The organism is Bradyrhizobium sp. 956_D2_N1_4, from assembly GCF_052076025.1.
Taxonomy (GTDB): domain Bacteria; phylum Pseudomonadota; class Alphaproteobacteria; order Rhizobiales; family Xanthobacteraceae; genus Bradyrhizobium; species Bradyrhizobium barranii.
The window spans coordinates 7,505,074-7,526,440 of the sequence record NZ_CP197237.1 but is presented as its reverse complement, the minus strand read 5'-3'; the positions used below and the strand labels follow the sequence as shown (position 1 = coordinate 7,526,440).

Sequence of the window (21,367 nt, the reverse complement as noted above, 5' to 3'; positions counted from 1 at the left end):
AGCGAAAGCTATACTGAGACAGTATGACGCAGCAATAACGCGGCAAGCGTTTACGCGTTGCCGGCGGCCCTGAATTGCGCGCCTGCGCGCTGCAGGCTTTGCGGCATGGCAAACAGCACGGCCTTGCGGTCGGCGACGGCGGCGTGGAACTGATCGAGCACGATGTTGATGGCGGTGAGCCCGCCCTCTTCGATCGCGCCGTGATCGAAGCAGCGCAGCGTGTCGCGCAGGATTTCGTCAGCCTCGGTTTGCATCTGGTCGAGCTCGTCGGTCGTCTCGCTCTTGCGCGCCGCCGCGATCAGGTCGAACAGGCGGTCGCGCAAATGGCTGTTGTTGTCGCGCTCGTCCTTCTTGAGGTAGCCCGCGAACCAGGCGCCGATCGAGCCCATCGCCGAGAGCGCCATCAGGGTCCACCAGATGTAATCGCTGTATTTGTCGAGGAAGGTCTTTTCCTCGCCGTCGACGAAGGCGGCGGCGCCCGGATGCACGGGGATCACCGCATCCTTGTCGGTGTCGGGCGTCTCGATCTTCGCCGCCATCGGGAATTCCGCCACCAGTTGCTGGCGCACGGCGAAGAGCTGGCGCGTGAACGCCGCGATGGTGGTATCGGACACACCTTTGCGCGCCACGATGTGGTGCGAGAAGCTGATGGTCTTGACCTCGTCATCGGGGCGATCGGGCGAGCCGCCATAGGTGCCGGCGGGAATCTCCGATGCTTCGTAGACGGGATGGTTTTGCGCGATCGCGTCCGCGGAATCGATCGCGAGGAACGTCGGCGTGCCGCTGTCCTTGGCGGAAGCCGCGATCGCATCCGACGTGATCTTGCTGTTGACGGGGCCGGCTGCGAGATAGGCATCGGCCTTCTGGGCCTTGATCGCCTCGGCGGCTTCATTGGCCGGGAATTGTATGACCTCGACCTTGGCGGGATCGACGCCGTATTGCTGGAGGATCACCTTGAGCAAATTGACGTTGGCCTGGGTTCGGCCGATCACCCCGACGCGATGGCCGGCGAGCTGCGCGATCTTGGTGATCTTCGCGCCCTTCTTCTTGCCCTTGCCGGGCACGGACCACAGCACCACGACGTTCTTGCGCAGGGTCGCGACGGCTTGCGCGTTCTTCGGCACGTCGACGTCGCCGCGCACGATGGCGAGATCGACCTTGTTTTCCGCGAGCGCATCGGCGCTGGCGGTGGCGCCGTCGGTCTGGATCGGGCGTAGCCGCACAAAGCTCTTGTGCTGCGCGAAAGCCTGCGTCAGCGCCTGCACCACCTTGAGGTCGTCGCTATTGGCCGGACCGACCGCGATCTTCAACGTCACCGGCCGCATCGCGAAGTAGTATCCGCCGACGAGCGCGCCGATGATCGCAAGCACCAGCGCCAGAGACACGAGCGCCGTCTTCCGCGCCGCTGATCGCGGCGAAGGCGGGGTGGGCGCTTCGGCCAGGTCCAATCCCCCGGTCATCGATCTCCCAAACAGGCGCTTGAGGCTCAGTTTCATCTTGGCCGGCGATTTACACCTGTAATCATAGCAAATTTCTTGTCCCGCGGGGTTACATCTCCGTCATGGTTAGCGGATGGACGAAATCCGGTCTGAACCAGGGCCATATGCACGGTGTTAGGGTAAAGTTCCCCTGAAAATGGAGGCGATCATGGCAGAGCGGCTGACGCCGGAAGCACGCAAGCAGGCACTGGGCGCCATACCGGGCTGGACCGAGGTTCAGGGCCGCGACGCCATCGGGAAGACCTTTGTCTTCAAGGATTTCAACGAGGCGTTCGGGTTCATGACCCGCGCGGCACTGGTTGCCGAGAAAATGGATCACCACCCCGAATGGCGCAACGTCTACAAGACGGTGGAGGTGGTGCTGTCGACCCATGACGCCGGCGGCGTCACCAAGCTCGACATCGAGCTCGCCAGGACGATGAACACGATCGCCAAGCTGACAGCTACCTGACACCTTGCGAGGATCGGCTGCATCCCCATGTTGTGATCAGCAGGAGATGCGGCCATCTGCCGCCCCTGGCTGAACGGGGAGTTTGTCGAACATGGCTGCCGAACACAGCGTCGGCTTCGAGCCGGCCGATCGGCTCGCGGAGGATCATGAGAGCGTGCGCCGCCGTTTCTGGCGCAAGCTGAAGCGTGTCGCCGTGCAATTGCCGTTCGCGGAAGACCTGCTCGCGGCTTATTACTGTGCGTTTGACCGGCAGACGCCGCGCCATGTCCAGGCGTCGCTGCTCGGAGCGATCGCCTATTTCATCCTGCCGTTCGATTTCGTCCCCGACGTGATGCCGATCCTCGGCTTCACCGATGACGCCGCCGTGCTCGCCACCGCCATCCGCGTGGTCGCCAGCCACATCACGACGGAGCACCGCGAAGCCGCCCGCGCCGTGCTGAAGCGCGGGGTGGATGGTGCGGAGGCGGCGCAGTAGGCGTTGTTGGCGACACGCCGTGGCCACGTCCACCGCTGTCATTCCCCGCGACCCGGCTACGCCAAGGCTTCGCCGGGGTTGCGGTCCAGGGCAGCCGAAGCTTTAGCGTAGGCGGCAGGCGGGGAATCCAGTACGCCGCGGCCTCTCGATTCAATCACTGACGTCACGGAGTACTGGATCGCCCGGTCAAGCCGGGCGATGACAGCGAGTGTGTGAGTGCCGCTTGCGACACCATCGGCCGCAATGCCGCTCGTTACTTCTTCTCCGCCCGCGCGTTCCCCGCGTCCCACGCCTGGAATTGCTTGAACAGCGCTTCCCTGTCTGCGTCGGACACCTTCTGGGCCGCGGGGTTCTGCTTGAGGAACGCCTCGAAGCGCTCCCGGGTCACCGGTTCGACGCCGTGCTTGTCGAGCCATTGCTGCGCCACCGGCAATCTGTTCCAGCCCGTCAGAGGTGCCGGGAGCGAGACTTCCTTCCACTTGGGATGGAAAGGCGGGTTCTGCAGGGTCGGGAATTTCGTGAAGAACGCATCCACGAACAGCGCAAGCTTACGGTAACGGTCGGTGTTGGGCGCCCAGTTGTAGGCCGCGAGCACCGCCGGCACCGCGATGGTGTCCACGCTCTCGCCTTCCTTGATCAGGTTCGGATAGTCTTTGGCGGTCAGCGTCGCCGGCAGATAGTCGCTCTGGAGCGGCTTTGCATAGTCGACCCCCGCGAGGTGGAAGCGGCCGTCATTGCTGAAGGTCGACACTGACTTGTACGGCTTGCCGCCGACCACGATGACGGCGTCGATCTCGCCGGCTTTCAGCTTCTCCATCGCGATGCGCTGCTCGACATAGACGAAGTTCGCCTTGATCCCGAGCCGTTCGAACACCGTCAGCGCGGTGACGAAGGTCCCGCCATTGGGCAGATCGACGCTGACCTTCTTGCCCTCGAGATCCTTCAGCGTCGCGACCGATTTCGGCGCGATCACCTGCATCTCTTCATTGTAGAGCTTGGTCACATAGGTGAACTGCTTCTTGATGTCCTTGGCAAAGCCCTTGCGCTCGAGATAGTCGAGCGTGTCCGCCCGCACGATGCCGAGATCGACGCCTTGCAGGAACAGAATGTCGGCGACGCTCTGCACCGAGCCGCGGCCGACGATCGGTAGCACGCGGATCTTGTTGCCGTCGTCGAGCACGGAGGCGAGGTCGGCGCCGAACTGCACGTAGGTGCCGCCGATCGTGCCGGTGATCAGCGTGACCGTATTGGCGTTCAGCGACTGCTTGGTCGAGGTCGAGCCGAACTGGAAGATGGCCTTCAGGCCGTCCGAGACCTTGGCCGGATCGTACTCGGTCTGCTCGGCGCGTGCCGCGAAGGCGCAAATCGTCATGATGGCGGCAACCGCCATTCCCAAAGCGTTACGCATGATACCCTCTGAAAAGTTCTAGTTCTGAAGCTGAGCGAGGCGCTGCCGCGCCTCCGCCGATCCGAGTGCCGCGGCCTTCTGGTACCAGTCACGCGCGACGGTCGCGTCGCCGGCGATGCTCCGCGCGTCGCTGGTGCCCAGCACGGCCGGGTCATAGGTCTGCGCCAGCAGAAACGCGGCCGTTGCATCCTGTGCATTGGCCGCGCGCTCGAGCAGCAGGCGGGCTGCAACAATATCGCCGATCCTCAACAAGCTCTTCGCGCGTGTCATCAGCCCGGCCAGCGTGTCGGCATCGAGCGTCTTGGCTAGCGTCTTGGCGGGCGGAGTGGGCGCCGGCGGCGCCGTGACGGGTGCGGGCGCAGGTATGGGTGCCTGGGCTTGCAGCGCCGTCTGATAGGCGGTCGCGATCGCTTCGCGGCTCGGCGTTGACGGTGCAGGGAGAACCTGCGTGTCGGCGCTCGCCAGCGTCGTGTTGGTCGCGCGGTCCGAATCCTTCAGCGAGCTCTGCGTCATGGCCGGCGTGTTGGCCGACGCCATGGCTTGCTCCGGCGCGATGCCCATCCAGCTAACGGCATTGGCGGGGAAGAGGCCGCGAAAGTCGGACTGATACAGTGTGACCAGAATTGCCAGGGTGGATGCCGTCAGAACGGCCGCGAGAACGCGCGGGACAATTCTGGAGCGCACCTCAATGGGCGCATATTCGCCTGGGTCCGGCGCACCGAGCGGATCGGACAGGAAGAGTGGAATTGGATCGTCCTGCGAAAGATCGGCCCGCGCGGCGCGCGCACGGATAAAGGACGCGGTCGGCGGATGTGATGTGGCTCGATCGGAGTCGAACGCCTTCGACTCCTTCGACGGGCGATGTGCCGTCGTCTCCATGGTCATGCTCCCCATTACCAACGCAACGCAGGGGCAATTCGGCTTAAGTCTTCTTGCTTTTGTCCAAAGTGTCCCGCAAATGGAACCGGTAAAACGCAGTTGGAATCAGCCCAAAAAACGACGACGGTTTGCGCGAATTAGGAAATATTTGGGTTTGATTGAGGCGGAGCGGAGGAATGCACCACGATTTTGGCGGTGATGGTTGAGGAAGGTTTTCCTAGACTCCGCTGACTTTGACCCCGGGGCATCCAGTGGGCCGCGGCGTCTCGGCTGAAATCTCTGGCGTCTCTGAAATCTGGACCGCCCGCCTCAGTACGCAATTGCGCAGAAGGCGGGCGACGACGGTCGCATATGTGGCGAGTGCGTGTGGCAGGCAAGCGCTGCGGCTCACACCATCACGGATGCAGGATCACCTTGCCCATGGCCTGGCGTCCCGCCAGAACCTTCAGTGCGTCGGCGGTTTGTGCCAGCGGGAAGGTGCGGTCGACATGCGAGGAAATCTTTCCTTCCGCGGTCCACTTCACGAGCTTCTCGAGATTGGCGCGGTTCTTGGCCGGGTTGAGCCGGGTCCATGCACCCCAGAACACGCCGCGGATGTCGCAGCCCTTCAGTAGCGCGAGGTTCAGCGGCATCTTCGGAATGTCGCCGGCGGCAAAACCGATCACCAGGAAGCGGCCTTCCCAGGCGATCGAGCGCAGTGCCTGCTCGGCATAGGCGCCACCAACCGGATCGAAGATGATGTCGACGCCCTTGCCGCCGGTGAGTTTTCGCAGGCCTTCTTTCAGATCTTCCTTGCCGTAGTTGAGCGTCAGCTCGGCGCCATGCGCTTTCGCGAATTCGAGCTTCTCGTCCGACGAGGCGCAGGCGATCACCTTCAGGCCCATCAGCTTGCCGAGCTCGCAGGCAGCCAAGCCGGTGCCGCCGGCTGCGCCCAGCACCGCGAGCGTCTCGCCCGGCTTCGGGCTCGCGCGGTCTTCCAGCGCATGCAGCGCGGTGCCGTAGATGATGATGATGCCGGCCGCGCGGTCATAGTCGAGATTGTCGGGAATCTTCACGATCGATGCCGCCGGCAGCGCGATCTTTTCGCGCGCGCCGTTGTGGCCGCAAGACGCAACGACGCGATCGCCGACCTTCAGATCAGTCACGCCGGGACCGATGCTCTCGATCACGCCGGCGACTTCGGCGGCGGGCGAGAACGGGAACGGCGGCTTGATCTGGTACTTGCCCTGAATCATCAGGATGTCGAAAAAGTTCAGCGCCGCCGCCTTGATCGCGATCACCGCTTCGCCGGGACCTGCCACCGGATCCGGCACGTCGGCAAGCACGAGATCATCGGGCTGGCAATATTGCGAGCAGAGGATGGCTTTCATGGCGGCACCTTCTTGAGAATACTGGGCGTTTCGAGACGGAATTATAGTTGGTCCGTTTCTGCCGGATTTAGTACGGTCCGACAATCCGGTTTCTTTGCGCAAGAGCATGCGCAGGCCTATCCTCGCGTCATTGCGTGCGCAGCGAAGCAATCCAGAATCCGTCCTGCGGAAATAGTCTGGATTGCTTCGCTGCGCTCGCGATGACGAAACAAGAAGAAAAAGAGGATTCAAACGATGTTTGAAACAGGTCTGCTCAGGGACAAGCGCATCCTCGTCACCGGCGGCGGCTCCGGCCTCGGCGCCGCGATGGGACACCGCTTTCTCGCGCTCGGCGCCGAGCTGGTGATCTGTGGTCGCAAGCTCGACCGGCTGGAAGCAACGGCGAGCGAGATGCGCGCGCAGACCGGCGGCAAGGTCACTACGATCGCCTGCGATATCCGTGACGGTGGCGCCGTCGACGATATGATGGACGCGATCTGGCGCGAGGCGCCGCTCGATATTCTCGTCAACAACGCTGCCGCAACCTTCATCGCGCAGAGCGAGCATCTGTCGTTTCGCGCCGCGGACGCGATCCTCGCGCCGACGCTGCATGGTGCGATGTATTGCACGCTCGCCGCCGGCAAGCGCTGGATCGACGGCAAGCATGGCGGTGTCGTGCTCTCGATCCTTTCGACCTCGACCATCACCGGCCGCGCCTTCACGGTTCCCTCGGCGATGGCGAAGTCGGCGGTGCTGGCGATGACCAGGAGTCTCGCGGTCGAGTGGGGCCCGAAGGGCGTCCGCACCGTCGCGATCGCCCCGGGCCCGTTCCCGACCGCGGGCGCCTCGGGGCAGCTCCGTCCTGAGGGCCGCGACGAAGGCTGGACCGCCCGGAACCCGGTGGGGCGTACCGGCGAGCATAGCGAGCTTGCCGACCTCGCCAGCTTCCTGGTCTCGGACCGTGCCGGCTACATCAATGGCGAGATGGTCGTGATCGACGGTGGCGCGCATTTGCGCAGCTCCGGCGCCGAGGATTTGTTGCGCTGGACCGACGCGCAATGGGCCGAGCAGCGAGCTGCGCGATCCAAAGGCTAAGCCGCTAACTGCCTTCCCAAATTGGACTTTCCCGGTTATCCCTGCCGGGGGACAAAGCGCGGCCGGGCCATCTTCCAGTCACAATATTGAGGGAACCACTCCAGCATGTGGCGGGTGCTGATTTTAGCCTTGATGACGGGCGTTATGGCCGTGGGAATCACCGATTCCGCGCGGGCGCAGACGGCGCAACCGGCGCCCAAAGCCGCGCCAAAGGCGGCTGCACCGGCGGCCAATCCGGCTGCAAAGACAGTAGCAAAGCCCGAGAGCAAGCCGGTGGCTCCAGCCACCGCAGTTGCGGGCGGCGCGGAGCCGACCCTGATCGGCCAGTTCGGCACTTGGGGCGCCTATTCGGCCACACCGAACGGCAAGAAGGTCTGCTTCGCGCTGGCCAAGCCGTCGTCGTCGAAGACCAACCCGCCGAACCGCCCGCGCGATCCCGCCTATGCCTTCGTTTCGACCCGGCCGGCGGAAAAGGTGAACAACGAAGTCTCGGTCATGATCGGCTATGCGCTGAAGCCGGGCTCGGAATCCTCGGTCGAGGTCGGCGGCGCCGCTTTCGCGATGTACACGCAGGGCGACGGCCTCTGGATCAAGAACGCGGCCGAGGAAGAGCGGATGGTCGAGGCCATGCGCAAATCCGCCGATCTCGTGGTCAAGGGCGTCTCGGCCAAGGGAACGGAGACAACCGATACCTTCTCGTTGAAGGGCCTCGCCCAGGCGCTGGACCGGATTTCCCAGGATTGCAGGCGGTAAACCAGCCGCGTTAAGGCTGCGGTCGGTATCACGGTCGCAATCGGCGGTTCCGGTTGCTATATTGGGGTATCCCAAAGGTGCAGCCGTCATGGCCGGGCTAAAGCGCGAAGCGCGTCTTCGCACCAGATGTCCCGGCCATCCACGCGCTAGCAACGGGCGGAACAGAACGTGGATGCCCGGGACAAGCCCGGGCATGACGAGAGATATCAGGCAACCAATGCAACCGACGACCGAGCCGCACAACGCAATACTGGTGGAGAAGACTCCGCTCGAAACCTATGTGCCGCCGGCCAGGCCCTCGCTGATCGGCCTGTCGCGCAGCGAGCTTGCCGACCGCCTCGGCGAGATCGGCGTCGCGCCCGCGCAGCGCAAGATGCGCGTCCAGCAGCTGTGGCACTGGCTCTATTTCCGCGGCGCCCAAAGCTTCGACGATATGACGTCGATCTCGAAGGGCATTCGCGCCGAGCTCGCGCAGCATTTTACGGTCGACCGTCCCGAAGTCGTGGCCGAGCAGATCTCCAACGACGGCACCCGCAAATGGCTGCTGCGGCTGCCGAGCGGCGACAACGTCGAGCGCGCGCACGAAGTCGAGTGCGTCTACATCCCCGAGACCGATCGCGGCACGCTTTGCGTCTCCTCCCAGGTCGGCTGCACGCTGAACTGCTCCTTCTGTCACACCGGCACGCAGCGGCTGGTGCGCAATCTCACCGCCGGCGAGATCGTCGGACAGGTGATGGTTGCGCGCGACCGCCTCAATGACTGGGCCGATCGCGAGGACGGCACGCGCCGCGTCACCAACATCGTGATGATGGGCATGGGCGAGCCGCTCTACAATTTCGACGCGGTGCGCGACGCGCTGCTCATCGTCGGCGACAATGAAGGCATCGGCATCTCCCGTCGCCGCATCACGCTGTCGACCTCGGGCGTCGTGCCGAACATCGTGCGCGCGGGCGACGAGATCGGCGTGATGCTCGCGATCTCGCTGCATGCGGTGCGCGACGAGCTGCGCAACGAGCTCGTGCCGCTCAACCGCAAATATCCGATCAGGGAGCTGCTGCAGGCCTGCCGCGACTATCCCGGCGCCTCGAATGCACGCCGCATCACCTTCGAATATGTGATGCTCAAGGGCGTCAACGATTCGCTCGACGATGCCAAGCTGCTGGTAAAGATGCTCAAGGGCATTCACGCCAAGATCAACCTGATTCCGTTCAATCCCTGGCCCGGCACCGCCTATGAATGTTCGGACTGGGACCAGATTGAAAAATTCTCCGAATACATCTTCAACGCCGGCTATTCCTCGCCGGTACGCACCCCGCGCGGCCGCGACATCCTCGCCGCCTGCGGCCAGCTCAAGTCAGAGACCGAGAAGCTCTCGGCTCGCGAACGTCAGGCGCTGCGCGCCATGGCGATGACGGATTGAGGATGCGTGCCCGCGCTCTCGCATCCCCGTCATTGCGAGCGCAGCGAAGCAATCCAGATTCCCTCCGCGGAGACAGTCTGGATTGCTCCGTCGTGGAGCCTGTCATCCGGCCCGCCGAAGGCGGGACCGGGTGGCTCCTCGCAATGACGGCGAGGTGAGCTTTCCCGTCATGTCCCTGATCGGCCGCCTCATCGTCATCTTCATCGGCTTCCTCGCCGCCTGCTTCGTCGGCGGCATGATCGTCGTCGTCGCGCTGCTGTTTCCGGAGTTTGCCGATCTCGGCGCCGGTCCGGTCGACCAGGGCGCGATCGACATCCTGCTCGGCTTCGGCTTCATCTTCGTCTCGGGCTTTGCGCTGGTTCCAGCGGCGGTGATCGTCGCGATCACCGAAGCGCTCTATATCCGCAGCGCGCTCGCTTATGCCGTGGGTGGCGGCGTAGTTGGCCTAGCCTGCTATCTCGGCCTCATCCCCTTCCACTCCGATACACTCCAGTTCGAAGGCATCGTGCGGCGGCATCTGGAGATCATGACGGGCGCGGGCATCGTCTCCGGCGTGGTCTACTGGCTGATTGCCGGCCGCAATGCCGGCGCCTGGCGCAATCCGCCGCCCCCGCACAAGCCGCCTCCGCCGCTGCCGTCGAATTCGCGGCCGGATGCGCGATGAGTCGCGCCGCTTCCGGGGTTTTCATCTCCTCCCCACTCCGCTAAACCGCGCGCCATGAACCGGACTGGACTCTTCATCGCCCTGGCGCTGTGGCTTGTGATCGGCGTCGTTTTCGGCCTCTATCCCGAGCTCGATCTCAAGCTCGCCGCACTGTTCTTCGACCCCGAGACGAAGACGTTTCCGCTCAAGCTGAATGAGTGGGCGGGCGTCGCGCGCGACGCCGCCATGTGGGTCGCCTGGGCATTCGTGCTGCCACCGCTGGTCGCGCTTGTGGTCAAGATGATCCGACCCGACCGGCCGCTGATGGTATCGGGGCGCGCGATCGTATTCCTGCTGGTCACCATCATCATGTCGGCAGGCATCCTCACCAATCTCACCTTCAAGACCTATTGGGGCCGGCCGCGTCCGGTGGTGGTGACTGAGTTTGCCGGCGACCAGCAATTCGTGCCGTGGTGGGATCCGCGCGGCGATTGCGCGCGCAACTGCTCGTTCTTCTCGGGCGAGGGCGCGACCGCGTTCTGGACGCTGGCGCCGGCTGCGCTGGCGCCGCCGGCATGGCGGCCGCTCGCCTATGCCGGTGCAGTTGTGTTTGGCATGGTCACCAGCGGGCTGCGGATGGCCTTCGGCGGCCACTTCTTCACCGATGTCTCGATCGCCGGCCTCGTCACCTTCGTCGTGATCTGGTTCGCCTACGCGCTGATTTACCGCTGGCCGCGGACCCGGTTCTCGGACGAGGCGGTCGATGCCGCCCTGACCCGGCTGAACATGCCCGCCTACCGGCTCCGCCAGCGCCTGTTCGGCCGCAAGACAGGCCCCGAGCCGTCGATTTGAGCCATTAAAAGCGTGCCGAGGCGTGCGAAATTTGATATTCGCGCGGTCAACCCACAAACGCCATCAGCCCCTTGAGACCCGATTGGAAGCCCCATGACCACGATCCTGAAAAGCCTGCCCAAGGGTGAGAAAGTCGGCATCGCGTTTTCAGGCGGTCTCGACACCAGCGCGGCGCTGCTCTGGATGAAGCAGAAGGGCGCGCGCTGCTACGCCTACACGGCCAATCTCGGCCAGCCCGATGAAGCCGACTACAACGAGATCCCGCGCAAGGCGGAAGCGTTCGGCGCCGAGAAGGCCGTGCTCGTCGACTGCCGCACGCAGCTGGTCCACGAAGGCATCGCCGCGATCCAGTCGGGCGCCTTCCACATCTCGACCGGCGGCATCACCTATTTCAACACCACGCCGCTCGGGCGCGCCGTCACCGGCACGATGCTGGTCGCGGCGATGAAGGAGGACGGCGTCAACATCTGGGGCGACGGCTCGACCTTCAAGGGCAACGACATCGAGCGCTTCTACCGCTACGGCCTGCTGACCAATCCATCCTTGCGCATCTACAAGCCCTGGCTCGACCAGCAGTTCATCGACGAGCTCGGCGGCCGCGCCGAAATGTCGGCGTTCATGACCGCGCAGGGCTTTGCCTACAAGATGAGCGCCGAGAAGGCGTACTCGACCGACAGCAACCTGCTCGGTGCCACGCACGAAGCGAAGGATCTCGAGAGCCTCGACAGCGGCATCAAGATCGTCAACCCGATCATGGGCGTGCCGTTCTGGCGCGACGATTGCGCCGTGAAGGCCGAGAAGGTCGTGGTGCGTTTCGAGGAAGGCCAGCCCACGGCGCTGAATGGCCAGACCTTCAGCGATCCTGTCGCGTTGTTCCTCGAAGCCAATGCGATCGGCGGCCGTCACGGCCTCGGCATGAGCGATCAGATCGAGAACCGCATCATCGAGGCGAAGAGCCGCGGCATCTACGAGGCGCCCGGCATGGCGCTGCTGCACATCGCCTATGAGCGCCTCGTCACCGGCATCCACAACGAGGACACCATCGAGCAGTACCGCATCAGCGGCATGCGCTTGGGACGCCTGCTGTATCAGGGGCGCTGGTTCGATTCGCAGGCCCTGATGCTGCGCGAGACCGCGCAGCGCTGGGTCGCACGCGCCGTCACCGGCGAGGTGACGCTGGAGCTGCGCCGCGGCAACGATTATTCGATCCTCAACACCGAGAGCCCCAACCTGACCTATGCGCCGGAACGGCTCAGCATGGAGAAGGTGGAAGACGCCGCATTCACGCCGGCCGACCGTATCGGCCAGCTCACCATGCGCAACCTGGACATCGCCGACACCCGCACCAAGCTGAAACTCTACACCGACACCGGCCTGTTGTCGGGCAGCGAAGGATCGCAGATCTTCCGGCTCGAGAGCGACAAGGGCTGAGGCCTTTTGCCGCCCGACCGGGCGACGCGCGATTTAATGACGGTGTCATTCTCGATCGCTACGCTAGCCGTTTCTGTCGGAAACGGGATTGCGGAGCATCGAGCATGGTCAAGGGATCGGCACTCGCCTCACTCATCGTCCTCTGTTGGACAACGTCGCTGTCGGCGCAGACGATCTATCCGATCGATCGTGCCGAGATCCTGGCCGGCGCCCAGTTCGACTTCAAGGTCGAGTTTGCCGGGCCGGTCGATCCGGCCAGGCTGAAGGTGACCGTGAACGGCGCGGACTATGCTGCCGCGTTCGGACGTAGCGGGACCTTCATCGATCGCGAGGACGGCAAGGACCAGTCGGCGCTGATTTTGCGCGACGTCACGCTGGCCAAGCCCGGCACCGTCACGGTGGATGTCAGCGATGGCACGCAGCAGCGCAGCATCGCATGGACGGTCTACGACACGGGGCCACGCAAGGCGAAGAACGTCATCCTGTTCATCGGCGACGGCATGTCGCCGGCGCATCGGGTCGCGGCGCGAATCCTGTCGAAGGGGATTGCGGAAGGCAAGAGCCGCGGCAAGCTCGCGATCGACGACATGCCCCACATGGCGCTGGTGGCGACCGCGGGCTCGGACTCGATCATTACGGACTCCGCGAACTCGGCGAGCGCCTATGCGACCGGCCACAAGAGCGCCGTCAACGCCCTGGGTGTTTACGCGGACCGTACCGCGAGTCCGTTCGACGATCCCCGGGTCGAAACCATCACCAGCCTTGTCAGGCGGCGGCACGGCATGGCGATCGGCATCGTCACCAACACCGAGATCGAAGACGCCACGCCCGCCGCGATGGTCGCGCACACGCGCCGTCGCGCCGCCTATGACGAGATCGTCGAGCAGTTTCTCGCGGCGAAGCCGGATGTGCTGATGGGCGGCGGCAGCGCGAATTTCCTGCCGAAGTCCGCGACCGGCTCCAAACGCAAGGACGAGACCGACTACATCGCGAAGTTCCGCGACGCAGGCTATCAGGTTGCGACGACTGCGAGCGAGCTCGGAGCCTCGGCCGCAAAGCCGGAGACAAGCAAGCTGCTCGGCCTGTTTGCGACCGGCAACATGGATGGCGTGCTCGACCGCAAATTCCTCAAGGGCGGCGGCGTCAAGAAATTCCCTGAACAGCCTGATCTGACCGATCAGGTGCAGGCAGCGCTGAACATCCTCTCCAAGAACGAGACCGGCTTCTTCCTGATGGTCGAATCCGGACTGATCGACAAGTATGCGCATGTCCTCGACATGGAGCGCGCCGTCTACGATACGATCATGCTCGACAACGCAGTGCGCCAGACGCGCGAATGGGCACGGGCGCGCGGCGACGACACCCTCATCCTGGTCTTGGCGGACCACAATCATCCCAACAGCCTTGTCGGCACGGTGAACGACGACATGGGCACCACGCCCAACGTGCCGCTGCGCGAGCGCGTCGGCGTCTACGAGCAGGCCGGATTTCCCAATTATCCGGCGCCGGATGCCGAGGGCTATCCGTCACGCATCGATGTGAGCCGCCGGCTCGCCATCTTCTCGGCCAGCCTGCCCGATCACTACGAGACGTTCCGGCCGAAGCTCGACAATCCCAACGAGCCGACCGTCAAAGCGGGCGACGACGGGACCTTCAAGGCCAACGACAAATACAAGGACGTCCCCGGCGCGGTGCTGCGCCCGGGCAATCTGTCGGCGATGATCGGTGCCAGCGTGCATTCGGGCGAGGACGTCATCCTGACGGCCACTGGCCCGGGCAGCGAGCGCGTGCACGGCTCGATGGACAACACCGAGGTGTTTCGCGTGATGGTCGATGCACTTGGACTCGCCGCAGCGCAGTAGGAGCAGTCGCGTGCCGCGCGACATTATGCGGCACCACCTCGCATGAGACCGGAAGGAGGTTGAAACGACCGAATGAGTGGGGCCTCGCAGCGACGGAGCGACCAATGGCGAAGTACAGAGACAATCTGCCTCAGCGCCACGGCGGCATCTTCCTGACCGACGGCGGCATGGAGACCACCCTGATCTTTCACAAAGGTCTGGAACTTCCTCACTTCGCTGCCTTCGTGTTGCTCGAGAGCGAGGCCGGCCGCTCGCATCTGAGGCAGTATTACGAAGCTTATCTTGCGATCGCGCGTCAGCATGGGCTCGGCTTCGTGCTCGACAGCCCGACCTGGCGCGCCAATCCTGATTGGGGTGCCAAGCTCGGCTACGATGCGGACGCGCTCAAGGCCATCAACATGCGCGCAGTTCGCTTTCTCGAGGAATTGCGCGGCACATGGGAGACCTCCGGCCTGCCCTGCGTGATCAACGGTGCGATCGGTCCGCGGGGCGACGGCTACAAGGCCGGCAACATGGATGCGATGGAGGCGATGGACTATCATTCGTCCCAGATCGCCTCCTTCGCCGAGGCAGGCGCCGACATGGTCACCGCGTTCACGCTGAACAGCGTCAATGAAGCCATCGGCGTGGTGCGTGCTGCAAAGATGCACGCGATCCCGGTTGCCATCTCCTTCACGGTCGAAACTGACGGTTGCCTGGTCAGGGGAGAGACCCTGCGGGAAGCGATCGAAATCGTCGATCGTGCAACGGAACGTGCTTGCGAATATTTCCTGATCAACTGCGCTCATCCGACCCATTTCGAGAGTGCCCTCCAAGCCGGCGAGCCATGGGTCGAACGCATTCATGGCGTGAGGGCCAATGCGTCGGCCAAGAGTCATGCCGAGCTCGATGAGTCCGAGGTGCTCGACAGCGGCGATCCCGCCGATCTTGGCCGCCGTTATGTGGCGCTCAGGCGGGCATTCCCGCGCATGCAACTGCTCGGCGGCTGCTGCGGCACCGATCACAGGCATGCCGCAGCCATCTGCGCTGCCTGCGTGCCGCTTCAGGCAGCGGGCGCCTGATCCAAACAAAAATGGCCGGGATTGCTCCCGGCCATTTTGCATTTGTGCTTCGCCTCAGCGCGGCGGCGCGGTGCCGGGCGGGGGCGGCGGCAGCGAGGCCTGGCCACCGTTGAGCAGCGGCGTGATGTTGCGGACGGTGACGCGCCGGTTGATCAGGCTCGGTCCTTGCGTCTGCTCCTTCAGATACTGCTCGCCATAGCCCTGCGAGGTCAGGTTCTCGGCGGGCACCCCGAACTGCTGGGTCAGCAATTCGGCCGCGGACTGCGCACGGCGATCCGACAATGACAGATTGTCGACCTCGTTGCCGACCGCGTCGGTGTGTCCCTCGATCAGGAACACCGCACGCGGGTTGCGCTGGATCGCACGGTTGAGACCGTCGGCGATCCCCTGCAGCCGGGCCGCCTGGTCCGGCGGGATGGTCCACGAGCCCGTCTCGAAGGTGATCGTGTTGACGTCGATGCTCGGCATCTGCATGCGAACATTGGGGCTGTAGCGGATCTCGTCGAGCGTGTAACGCCGATCGATCCGCTGTACCGGCGGTGCCTCCATGGTCTGGTAGATCAGGTCCGGCGATGCTTCCTCGGCGTCGACGATGTAGCGATCGTAGGGAATGTTCACGACCGGCGGCGGCGCATCGACATAGAAGCCGCCGACCGACCGCGGATCGCGGTAGCTGTTGTCGATGATGATGATCTCGCGCCCGCCGGGGTCCCTGCGGATTCGCCGCAGCAACGAACCGTCGGGACCGACCACGGTGATGACCTCGCTGCCATCAGGACGGATCACGACCGTGCGGGTTTCGCCGCCGACGGTGTCGGTGCGGATGTCGCGGGCGCCATAGCGGAAGCGATAGAGGTCGTTGCCGCGGACGTAGGCCTGCCCGCCCGGATCGCGGATGATGATGCGATCCGGTTCGGTGTAGACGGTGCGGCCGCCTTCGATGGCCTCGCGTCGCTGGTTGTGCAGGTCGGCAATGGTGGCTCCGATCACGGCACCGGCCACCACGCCCGCACCGATCGCGAGCGGTGTCAGGTCACGCTGCGGCGGGCGCGGCGGAGGTGGCAGCGGTGCGACGACTGTCGGCCTTGCCTGGAAGGCAGGCGTAACCGTCGGCGGAGCGAATTGCGCCCGGTTGGGCGGCGGCGTTGCGGCCGCCGAGCCCGGGACTGTGCTCGGAGCTGCGGCACCGGCGGGCGCCGCGGGCCGCGGCGGGAGGCCGCCGGCCTGGGGCGGCGCAGCCGGAGTTCCGGCTGCGGGCGCGCCCGCGGGAGGCGTTCCACCCTGTTGACCAGGGGTCGGCGTCGCTGCCGGGGCTGCGCCGGGGGCGGGCGTCGGTCCTGCGCCGGGACGGCCGGGCAGCGGCGTCGGAGCGCCACCGGGGGCCGGCGTGGCCGTTGGAGTGGGCGCGGCACCGGGGGCCGGTGTCGGTGATCCTGCAGCCGGAGGCGTGCCGGGACGTCCGCCGGGCGGCGGGGTGCCCGGGCGTCCAGTCGGCGGTGCGCCGGGCGTGGCGCCCGGTGCCGGCGTTGCTGTCGGCGCAGGTGTTGCCGTCGGAGTAGGCGTGGCGGTCGGTGCAGCCGCGCCAGGGCGGGCGGCAGGCGCGGCCGGTGAAGGCGACGGCGTAGCCGCAGGTGCCGGTGCCGGACGTGCGGGAGCTGCTGCGGGCGGCGTTGCTGCTGCCGGCGGAGTCGGAGCGGGACGCGCGGCAGGCGGAGCTGCGGCGGGAGGCGGCGTCGGCGTGTGCGGCTGCGCGGCCGGGGGCGGCGGAGTTGGCGCAGGCGCATGCTGCTGGGGTGCCGCAGCCGGAGGCGGCGACGGCTGCTTGGGACCTGCCGGCGGTGGGGGTGGCGGCGGAGGCGGAGGTGCCGGACGTGCCGCAGGCGGAGGAGGCGGTGGTGGAGTCGGGCGCGACGGCGCGGCGGCCGGCGGCGGCGGAGCGGGAGGATGCGGAGGTGCAGCCGCGGGCGGCGGCGCCGTGGGGCGCGCAGGAGCTGCGGGCGGTGCCGCGGCCGGAGGAGGTGGTGCTGCAGGACGTGCGCCAGGCGGCGGTCCCTTCGGTGCTTCCTTCGGAGGCTGCTTCGATTTGTCGGTCTCTGGTGGTGGTGTCTGCGCCTGCGCGACCACGAGCGGTGGCGCGCTTTGCGCATGCGATGCGGAGCTTGCGAATTGCATCGCGGTCAGAGCCGTCGTTGCAAGCAGCACGAAACGAAGGTTGGTCATGATGGTGAACTTCCCCGGAAGGTTCTTTGACGAAGTGTCGGGATGAACGGCTACGCGTTAGGCCGGAATGTGGCGGGCGAAGAGGTCGCGGCCCGATTTATTTCTGCACGCAAATCACCTCACTATGGTGACGTTCATTGCGCATTCAGACGCAGGTTGCAATTGCCTCATATGTGATGCTTCGCCTCACATATGATCGCGCAGCGAACTTGCATCCGTCGCGGGATTCGGCGTCAGCGGTCCGTTCTGTCCGCGCGATGGAATCTCTTCCGGCACGTGGCCCGGCAATTCGTCGGGCCGCGGTGATTCGCCGGGCTCGCGCACGGGCGGCGCGATTTCAGGCTGCGGATTGCCCGGCGGAATTCCAGGCGGCGGCTCGGTGGGAGTGCCGGGCGTCGACGGTGGAATCTCGGGCGGTTCGATCGGCATCGGCATCATCGAGGTCAGTTGTCTGGAGAATGACAACGATGATGCCGCGCCGATGTTCCTTGTCGTGTCGTGCCTGAACGCGCGCTATTCCGGCGCGTGGCAGACGGCCTCGATGTTGTGTCCGTCAGGGTCGAGCACGAACGCGCCGTAGTAGTTCGCATGATAATGCGGGCGGATGCCGGGCGCGCCGTTGTCGCGGCCGCCGGCGGCAATCGCTGCCTTGTAGAAGGCATCGACCGTGGCGCGATCCTTGGCGAGAATCGCGATATGCACCGGCTTATTCATCGCGCCTTCCGCACCGAACCAGAGGTCCGGCTTGCCGTTGGCGCCGAAGCCGGCGGCTGCGGCGTGGCCGGTCTGCTCCGCCGTTACCTCCATGATCAGGCTGTAATCGAGCGGTGCCAGCGCCTTGGCGTAGAACGCTTTCGCGCGCTCATAGTCGGAGACCGAAAAACCCAAATGGTCGATCATCGCAAATCTCCCTTGCTCACGGTTAGCGCGACAGGAACGTATTGCTCCGTGTCTTGCGCGCGATCGCAAAGCCGCGCGCGACCATGTCAGCGATACAATCCTGCTGCCATTCGTTTTGTGACAGATGCTCGATCACCACCGCGCGCGGCCACAGCGATTGCGGCGCGTCGCGGAAGAAGCCGATCAGCACGCGGTCCTCGAAGCCCTCGACGTCGATCTTGAGCGAATCGACTTGGCCGACGCCGGCCTCGTCCAGAATGCGCGTCAGCCGCAGCGACGGCACCTTGATGGCCTCCGCGCTGGCCGTGCCGGTGACGACGTGCGTGGCGCCGAGATTGCCGCCGCCGCTCTCGATCATGAGCTCGCCGTCGCTGTCACCGGCGGCAGCCTGCACCAGGCGCACCTGCGTCGTCTTCGACGCGGCGTGGTTGAACGAGAGCCGTCCAAACGTCATCGGATGCGGTTCGATCGCGACCACCTTGCCATTGGCGCCGACCTGCTGCGCCATCACCAGGGCAAAGGTGCCGACATTGGCGCCGACGTCGACGAACACGCCGCCTGCCGGGGTGTGTCGGCGCAGGAAGTCGAGCTCGTCGAGATTGTAGTCGGGATTGAACAGCGCGCCGCGCTCGGTCGCGCTGCCCTGGTGATAGAAGCGGAACGAGGCGCCCTGGTACTGCACATCGATCGGCCCGCCGCGCATCAGGTTGACCAGCCGCGACATCCACGGGCGGAACGCACCGCGCTTCAGCCCCGACTGTTGCGCAAGGCGGATGATCGCAGCCTGCGCCGCGTTCGGCGCAAACGCGCCGAACGGCGCGGATGAAGGGGCGTTGTCGGGCGTCAAGCAGGCGATCCTCGTTGCAAGCGGCGCATGCATAGCCGGTTTTGCGGGGGACTCCAACGCTCCATCACAGGTGTCGTCCCGGGGCGCGAAGCGAGCCCGGGACCCATAACCCCAGGGAAGAGTTGTGACATGGGACTGGCAACTACGGGGCCTCGCCAAACTCAATCCTGTGGCTATGGGTCCCGGGCTCGCGCTTCGCGCGCCCCGGGACGACAGAGCCTCTTACGCCGCCTTTTTCGGCGCCGCCTTGCGCTGCCTCAGGAATCGCCCAAGCAGCTTGCGCTTGCCCTTGCGCGGGATCAGGTCGATATCGCTGACGAGTTTTGCGCCGCCCTTGCGGCGTTCCAGCACGATCTTGCGGCTGTGGAAGGCTTCCAGCTCGACGCGATGGGCGACGCTGACGATGGTCGCCTTCGGCAGCTCGTCGGTGACCATCTGCATCATCTTGTCCTGGCTCTTCTCGTCGAGCGCGGAGGTCGCTTCATCGAGCACGACGATGTCGGGATTGTGCAGCAGCAGCCGCGCGAAGGCGAGGCGCTGCTTCTCGCCGCCTGACAGCGTCTGGTCCCACGGTCCCTCTTCCTCGATCCTCTCCTTGAGGTGGTCGAGGCCGACCTTGTGCAGGGCCTCGCCGATCTCCTCAACGCTCCAGTCGTCCTCGGCGCCGGGATAGGCGACGGCGCGGCGCAGGCTGCCGGACGGCACGTAAGGCCGCTGCGGCAGCATGAACAGGCGCCGGTCGGGATGGAAATTGACGCTGCCGCCGCCCCATGGCCAGAGCCCCGCGATGGCGCGCACCAGCGTGCTCTTGCCGGTGCCGGATTCACCGGCGACGAGCAGCCGCTCACCCGGCTCGATCACCACCTCGGTTTCGCCGACGACGGCGGTGCCGTCATCTAACGTGACGGAGAGATCCTTCATCTCCAGCATGGCGTCGTTGCCGGTCTCGCCGCGCTTGATGCGGCCGAGGCCGTCGCCCTGCTCGGCGCGCTCCAGGCCGTCGAGCGACATCATCAGCGAGGCGATGCGGCGCGCGCAGGCGTTCCAGTCGGCGAGCCTGGGATAATTGTCGACCAGCCAGCCGAACGCGCTCTGCACGATGGTGAAGGCGGAGGCCGCCTGCATCACCTGTCCGAGCGTCATGCTGCCGTCGAGGAATTTTGGCGCGCAGAGCAGGAGAGGGACCACGGGAGCGACAAGGCTCGAGCCTTGGGAGACCAGCGTTGTGCGCATGTGCTGGCCGGCCAAACGCGCCCACTGCCGCAGCACGTTGGTGAAATTGCGGTCGATGCCGCCGCGCTCCTCCTCCTCGCCGCCGAGCAGAGCAATGCTCTCGCCGTTCTCGCGCACGCGCGTCAGCGTGTAGCGGAAATCCGCCTCGGCTTGGTTCTTGTCCTCGGAGACCTGCACGAAGCGCCGGCCGATCACCAGGATCGAACCGGAGGCGATCGCGGCGTAAAGGATCGCGGCGATGACGAGGAAGCCGGGGATGGTGATGGCAGAGCCGCCGAGCGTGACCGTGAGCGCGCCGCCGATGGTCCAGAGCACGATGATGAAGGTCGCAGCCGACAACAGCGCCGACGTGACGCCGGCGAGGAAATCGACCGGCGAATCGGTCGCGATGCGCAGATCCTCGGCGATCCGGTATTCCGGGTTCTTGTGGTCGCCGCCGACCAGGTTGAGCTGATAATAGCGCCCATTGGCCAGCCAGCGCGTCAACACGCTTGCCGTGAGCCAGGCGCGCCAGCGGCGCTGAATTCCCATGCGCGCGAACACCTGCGCGACGCCAAGCACGATGCTGCCGATCGCGAGCGGGAAGAACACCGCCGTGAGATGGAAGACGGTGGCCGCCTCGCGCTTCTCGATGGCGTCGAAGATCGCGCGATTCCAGACATTGATGCCGTATTGAAAGCCGACGGTGAGGACGATCAGCACGACGAGGCCGATCGAGTAGAGCCACGCCAGCCGGTCGCCGTTGCGGCCCCAGAAGCCGCGGGCGCTGATCCAGAAGCGCGTCAGCAGATAGTCCTTGCGAACCTGCTCGGCCTCCTCGGGCGAGAGTGCAGGATCGGGCTCAATAACCTCCGGCGGCGGCGGCGTGACCTCGTCGCCGTTCTCGCCCTTGATCTCGACAATGGGGGGCTTCCTGCCCTGTTCGCGCTTTGCGGCCGGCTTGTGCATGAGCGGATAACGCGAACCAAATCAATCGGTTCCCGTTGGTT

The 21,367-nt window shown here is 65.3% G+C and carries 19 protein-coding genes; 10 read left to right on the top strand and 9 right to left on the bottom strand.

Annotation, left to right across the window (positions count from 1 at the left end; all coding sequences use genetic code 11):
- Positions 1 to 50: 50 nt before the first annotated feature.
- Positions 51 to 1,496, bottom strand: a complete 1,446-nt coding sequence (locus tag AB7535_RS35570; protein WP_085402976.1) for a TAXI family TRAP transporter solute-binding subunit — start codon at positions 1,494 to 1,496, stop codon at positions 51 to 53.
- Between the two features lie 151 nt (positions 1,497 to 1,647).
- Between AB7535_RS35570 and AB7535_RS35565 the strand changes: the two genes are divergently transcribed.
- Positions 1,648 to 1,950 (top strand): 4a-hydroxytetrahydrobiopterin dehydratase, encoded by a 303-nt coding sequence (locus tag AB7535_RS35565; protein WP_028152804.1) that lies wholly within the window; start codon positions 1,648 to 1,650, stop codon positions 1,948 to 1,950.
- Between the two features lie 91 nt (positions 1,951 to 2,041).
- Entirely contained in the window at positions 2,042 to 2,425 is a 384-nt protein-coding gene (locus AB7535_RS35560) for a YkvA family protein (protein WP_354113506.1), read from the top strand.
- Between the two features lie 253 nt (positions 2,426 to 2,678).
- Here the strand turns inward: AB7535_RS35560 and AB7535_RS35555 are convergent, their stop codons facing one another.
- The 3 genes from AB7535_RS35555 to AB7535_RS35545 all read right to left on the bottom strand — a co-directional run bounded on the left by AB7535_RS35555 (position 2,679) and on the right by AB7535_RS35545 (position 6,082).
- Entirely contained in the window at positions 2,679 to 3,833 is a 1,155-nt protein-coding gene (locus tag AB7535_RS35555) for a TAXI family TRAP transporter solute-binding subunit (RefSeq protein WP_354113505.1), read from the bottom strand.
- 18 nt (positions 3,834 to 3,851) lie between these two features.
- Positions 3,852 to 4,712 carry a hypothetical protein gene (locus AB7535_RS35550; RefSeq protein ID WP_354113504.1) on the bottom strand — a complete coding sequence of 287 codons (861 nt, stop codon included), beginning with the start codon at positions 4,710 to 4,712 and terminating at the stop codon, positions 3,852 to 3,854.
- A 395-nt stretch (positions 4,713 to 5,107) separates the two neighbouring features.
- Positions 5,108 to 6,082 (bottom strand): NADPH:quinone oxidoreductase family protein, encoded by a 975-nt coding sequence (locus AB7535_RS35545; protein WP_014490699.1) that lies wholly within the window; start codon positions 6,080 to 6,082, stop codon positions 5,108 to 5,110.
- Between the two features lie 234 nt (positions 6,083 to 6,316).
- Between AB7535_RS35545 and AB7535_RS35540 the strand changes: the two genes are divergently transcribed.
- The 8 genes from AB7535_RS35540 to AB7535_RS35505 all read left to right on the top strand — a co-directional run bounded on the left by AB7535_RS35540 (position 6,317) and on the right by AB7535_RS35505 (position 15,178).
- A complete protein-coding gene (locus tag AB7535_RS35540; protein ID WP_166105118.1) occupies positions 6,317 to 7,156 on the top strand; it encodes an SDR family oxidoreductase in 840 nt (279 codons plus the stop codon).
- A 105-nt stretch (positions 7,157 to 7,261) separates the two neighbouring features.
- Complete coding sequence (locus AB7535_RS35535) at positions 7,262 to 7,909, top strand: invasion associated locus B family protein (RefSeq protein ID WP_063980355.1); 648 nt, start codon at positions 7,262 to 7,264, stop codon at positions 7,907 to 7,909.
- A gap of 217 nt (positions 7,910 to 8,126) precedes the next feature.
- Positions 8,127 to 9,329, top strand: coding sequence for a 23S rRNA (adenine(2503)-C(2))-methyltransferase RlmN (gene rlmN / locus AB7535_RS35530; protein WP_135213899.1), 1,203 nt, complete (start codon positions 8,127 to 8,129; stop codon positions 9,327 to 9,329).
- Between the two features lie 169 nt (positions 9,330 to 9,498).
- Entirely contained in the window at positions 9,499 to 9,993 is a 495-nt protein-coding gene (locus tag AB7535_RS35525) for a hypothetical protein (RefSeq protein WP_063980357.1), read from the top strand.
- A gap of 54 nt (positions 9,994 to 10,047) precedes the next feature.
- Positions 10,048 to 10,824 carry a phosphatase PAP2 family protein gene (locus AB7535_RS35520; protein WP_085402964.1) on the top strand — a complete coding sequence of 259 codons (777 nt, stop codon included), beginning with the start codon at positions 10,048 to 10,050 and terminating at the stop codon, positions 10,822 to 10,824.
- A 93-nt stretch (positions 10,825 to 10,917) separates the two neighbouring features.
- Complete coding sequence (gene argG / locus AB7535_RS35515) at positions 10,918 to 12,255, top strand: argininosuccinate synthase (protein ID WP_354113502.1); 1,338 nt, start codon at positions 10,918 to 10,920, stop codon at positions 12,253 to 12,255.
- Between the two features lie 104 nt (positions 12,256 to 12,359).
- Positions 12,360 to 14,117: an alkaline phosphatase gene (locus tag AB7535_RS35510; protein ID WP_354113501.1), complete on the top strand. Its 1,758-nt coding sequence runs from the start codon at positions 12,360 to 12,362 to the stop codon at positions 14,115 to 14,117.
- A gap of 104 nt (positions 14,118 to 14,221) precedes the next feature.
- Positions 14,222 to 15,178 (top strand): homocysteine S-methyltransferase family protein, encoded by a 957-nt coding sequence (locus AB7535_RS35505; protein WP_071908688.1) that lies wholly within the window; start codon positions 14,222 to 14,224, stop codon positions 15,176 to 15,178.
- A 54-nt stretch (positions 15,179 to 15,232) separates the two neighbouring features.
- Here AB7535_RS35505 and AB7535_RS35500 read toward each other — a convergent pair whose 3' ends face one another.
- The 5 genes from AB7535_RS35500 to AB7535_RS35480 all read right to left on the bottom strand — a co-directional run bounded on the left by AB7535_RS35500 (position 15,233) and on the right by AB7535_RS35480 (position 21,326).
- Complete coding sequence (locus AB7535_RS35500) at positions 15,233 to 17,398, bottom strand: OmpA family protein (RefSeq protein WP_439037499.1); 2,166 nt, start codon at positions 17,396 to 17,398, stop codon at positions 15,233 to 15,235.
- Between the two features lie 186 nt (positions 17,399 to 17,584).
- On the bottom strand, positions 17,585 to 17,827 hold the full coding sequence (locus AB7535_RS35495; protein WP_063980365.1) for a hypothetical protein: 243 nt from the start codon (positions 17,825 to 17,827) through the stop codon (positions 17,585 to 17,587).
- Positions 17,828 to 17,911: 84 nt separating this feature from the next.
- Entirely contained in the window at positions 17,912 to 18,298 is a 387-nt protein-coding gene (locus AB7535_RS35490) for a VOC family protein (protein ID WP_028158603.1), read from the bottom strand.
- A 22-nt stretch (positions 18,299 to 18,320) separates the two neighbouring features.
- Positions 18,321 to 19,145 carry an FkbM family methyltransferase gene (locus tag AB7535_RS35485; RefSeq protein ID WP_167767930.1) on the bottom strand — a complete coding sequence of 275 codons (825 nt, stop codon included), beginning with the start codon at positions 19,143 to 19,145 and terminating at the stop codon, positions 18,321 to 18,323.
- 222 nt (positions 19,146 to 19,367) lie between these two features.
- A complete protein-coding gene (locus AB7535_RS35480; RefSeq protein ID WP_135213894.1) occupies positions 19,368 to 21,326 on the bottom strand; it encodes an ABC transporter ATP-binding protein/permease in 1,959 nt (652 codons plus the stop codon).
- Positions 21,327 to 21,367 lie beyond the last annotated feature (41 nt).

Excerpts from the sequence above, each read along its gene's own strand:
- AB7535_RS35560 (WP_354113506.1), top strand. The coding sequence starts at position 2,042 with ATGGCTGCCGAACACAGCGTCGGCTTCGAGCCGGCCGATCGGCTCGCG.
- AB7535_RS35520 (WP_085402964.1), top strand. The coding sequence starts at position 10,048 with ATGAACCGGACTGGACTCTTCATCGCCCTGGCGCTGTGGCTTGTGATC.
- AB7535_RS35495 (WP_063980365.1), bottom strand. The coding sequence starts at position 17,827 with ATGCCGATCGAACCGCCCGAGATTCCACCGTCGACGCCCGGCACTCCC.
- AB7535_RS35545 (WP_014490699.1), bottom strand. The coding sequence starts at position 6,082 with ATGAAAGCCATCCTCTGCTCGCAATATTGCCAGCCCGATGATCTCGTG.
- AB7535_RS35535 (WP_063980355.1), top strand. The coding sequence starts at position 7,262 with ATGTGGCGGGTGCTGATTTTAGCCTTGATGACGGGCGTTATGGCCGTG.
- AB7535_RS35525 (WP_063980357.1), top strand. The coding sequence starts at position 9,499 with ATGTCCCTGATCGGCCGCCTCATCGTCATCTTCATCGGCTTCCTCGCC.
- AB7535_RS35540 (WP_166105118.1), top strand. The coding sequence starts at position 6,317 with ATGTTTGAAACAGGTCTGCTCAGGGACAAGCGCATCCTCGTCACCGGC.
- AB7535_RS35505 (WP_071908688.1), top strand. The coding sequence starts at position 14,222 with ATGGCGAAGTACAGAGACAATCTGCCTCAGCGCCACGGCGGCATCTTC.
- AB7535_RS35565 (WP_028152804.1), top strand. The coding sequence starts at position 1,648 with ATGGCAGAGCGGCTGACGCCGGAAGCACGCAAGCAGGCACTGGGCGCC.
- argG (WP_354113502.1), top strand. The coding sequence starts at position 10,918 with ATGACCACGATCCTGAAAAGCCTGCCCAAGGGTGAGAAAGTCGGCATC.
- AB7535_RS35555 (WP_354113505.1), bottom strand. The coding sequence starts at position 3,833 with ATGCGTAACGCTTTGGGAATGGCGGTTGCCGCCATCATGACGATTTGC.
- AB7535_RS35510 (WP_354113501.1), top strand. The coding sequence starts at position 12,360 with ATGGTCAAGGGATCGGCACTCGCCTCACTCATCGTCCTCTGTTGGACA.
- AB7535_RS35500 (WP_439037499.1), bottom strand. The coding sequence starts at position 17,398 with ATGACCAACCTTCGTTTCGTGCTGCTTGCAACGACGGCTCTGACCGCG.
- rlmN (WP_135213899.1), top strand. The coding sequence starts at position 8,127 with ATGCAACCGACGACCGAGCCGCACAACGCAATACTGGTGGAGAAGACT.
- AB7535_RS35480 (WP_135213894.1), bottom strand. The coding sequence starts at position 21,326 with ATGCACAAGCCGGCCGCAAAGCGCGAACAGGGCAGGAAGCCCCCCATT.
- AB7535_RS35550 (WP_354113504.1), bottom strand. The coding sequence starts at position 4,712 with ATGGAGACGACGGCACATCGCCCGTCGAAGGAGTCGAAGGCGTTCGAC.
- AB7535_RS35490 (WP_028158603.1), bottom strand. The coding sequence starts at position 18,298 with ATGATCGACCATTTGGGTTTTTCGGTCTCCGACTATGAGCGCGCGAAA.
- AB7535_RS35570 (WP_085402976.1), bottom strand. The coding sequence starts at position 1,496 with ATGAAACTGAGCCTCAAGCGCCTGTTTGGGAGATCGATGACCGGGGGA.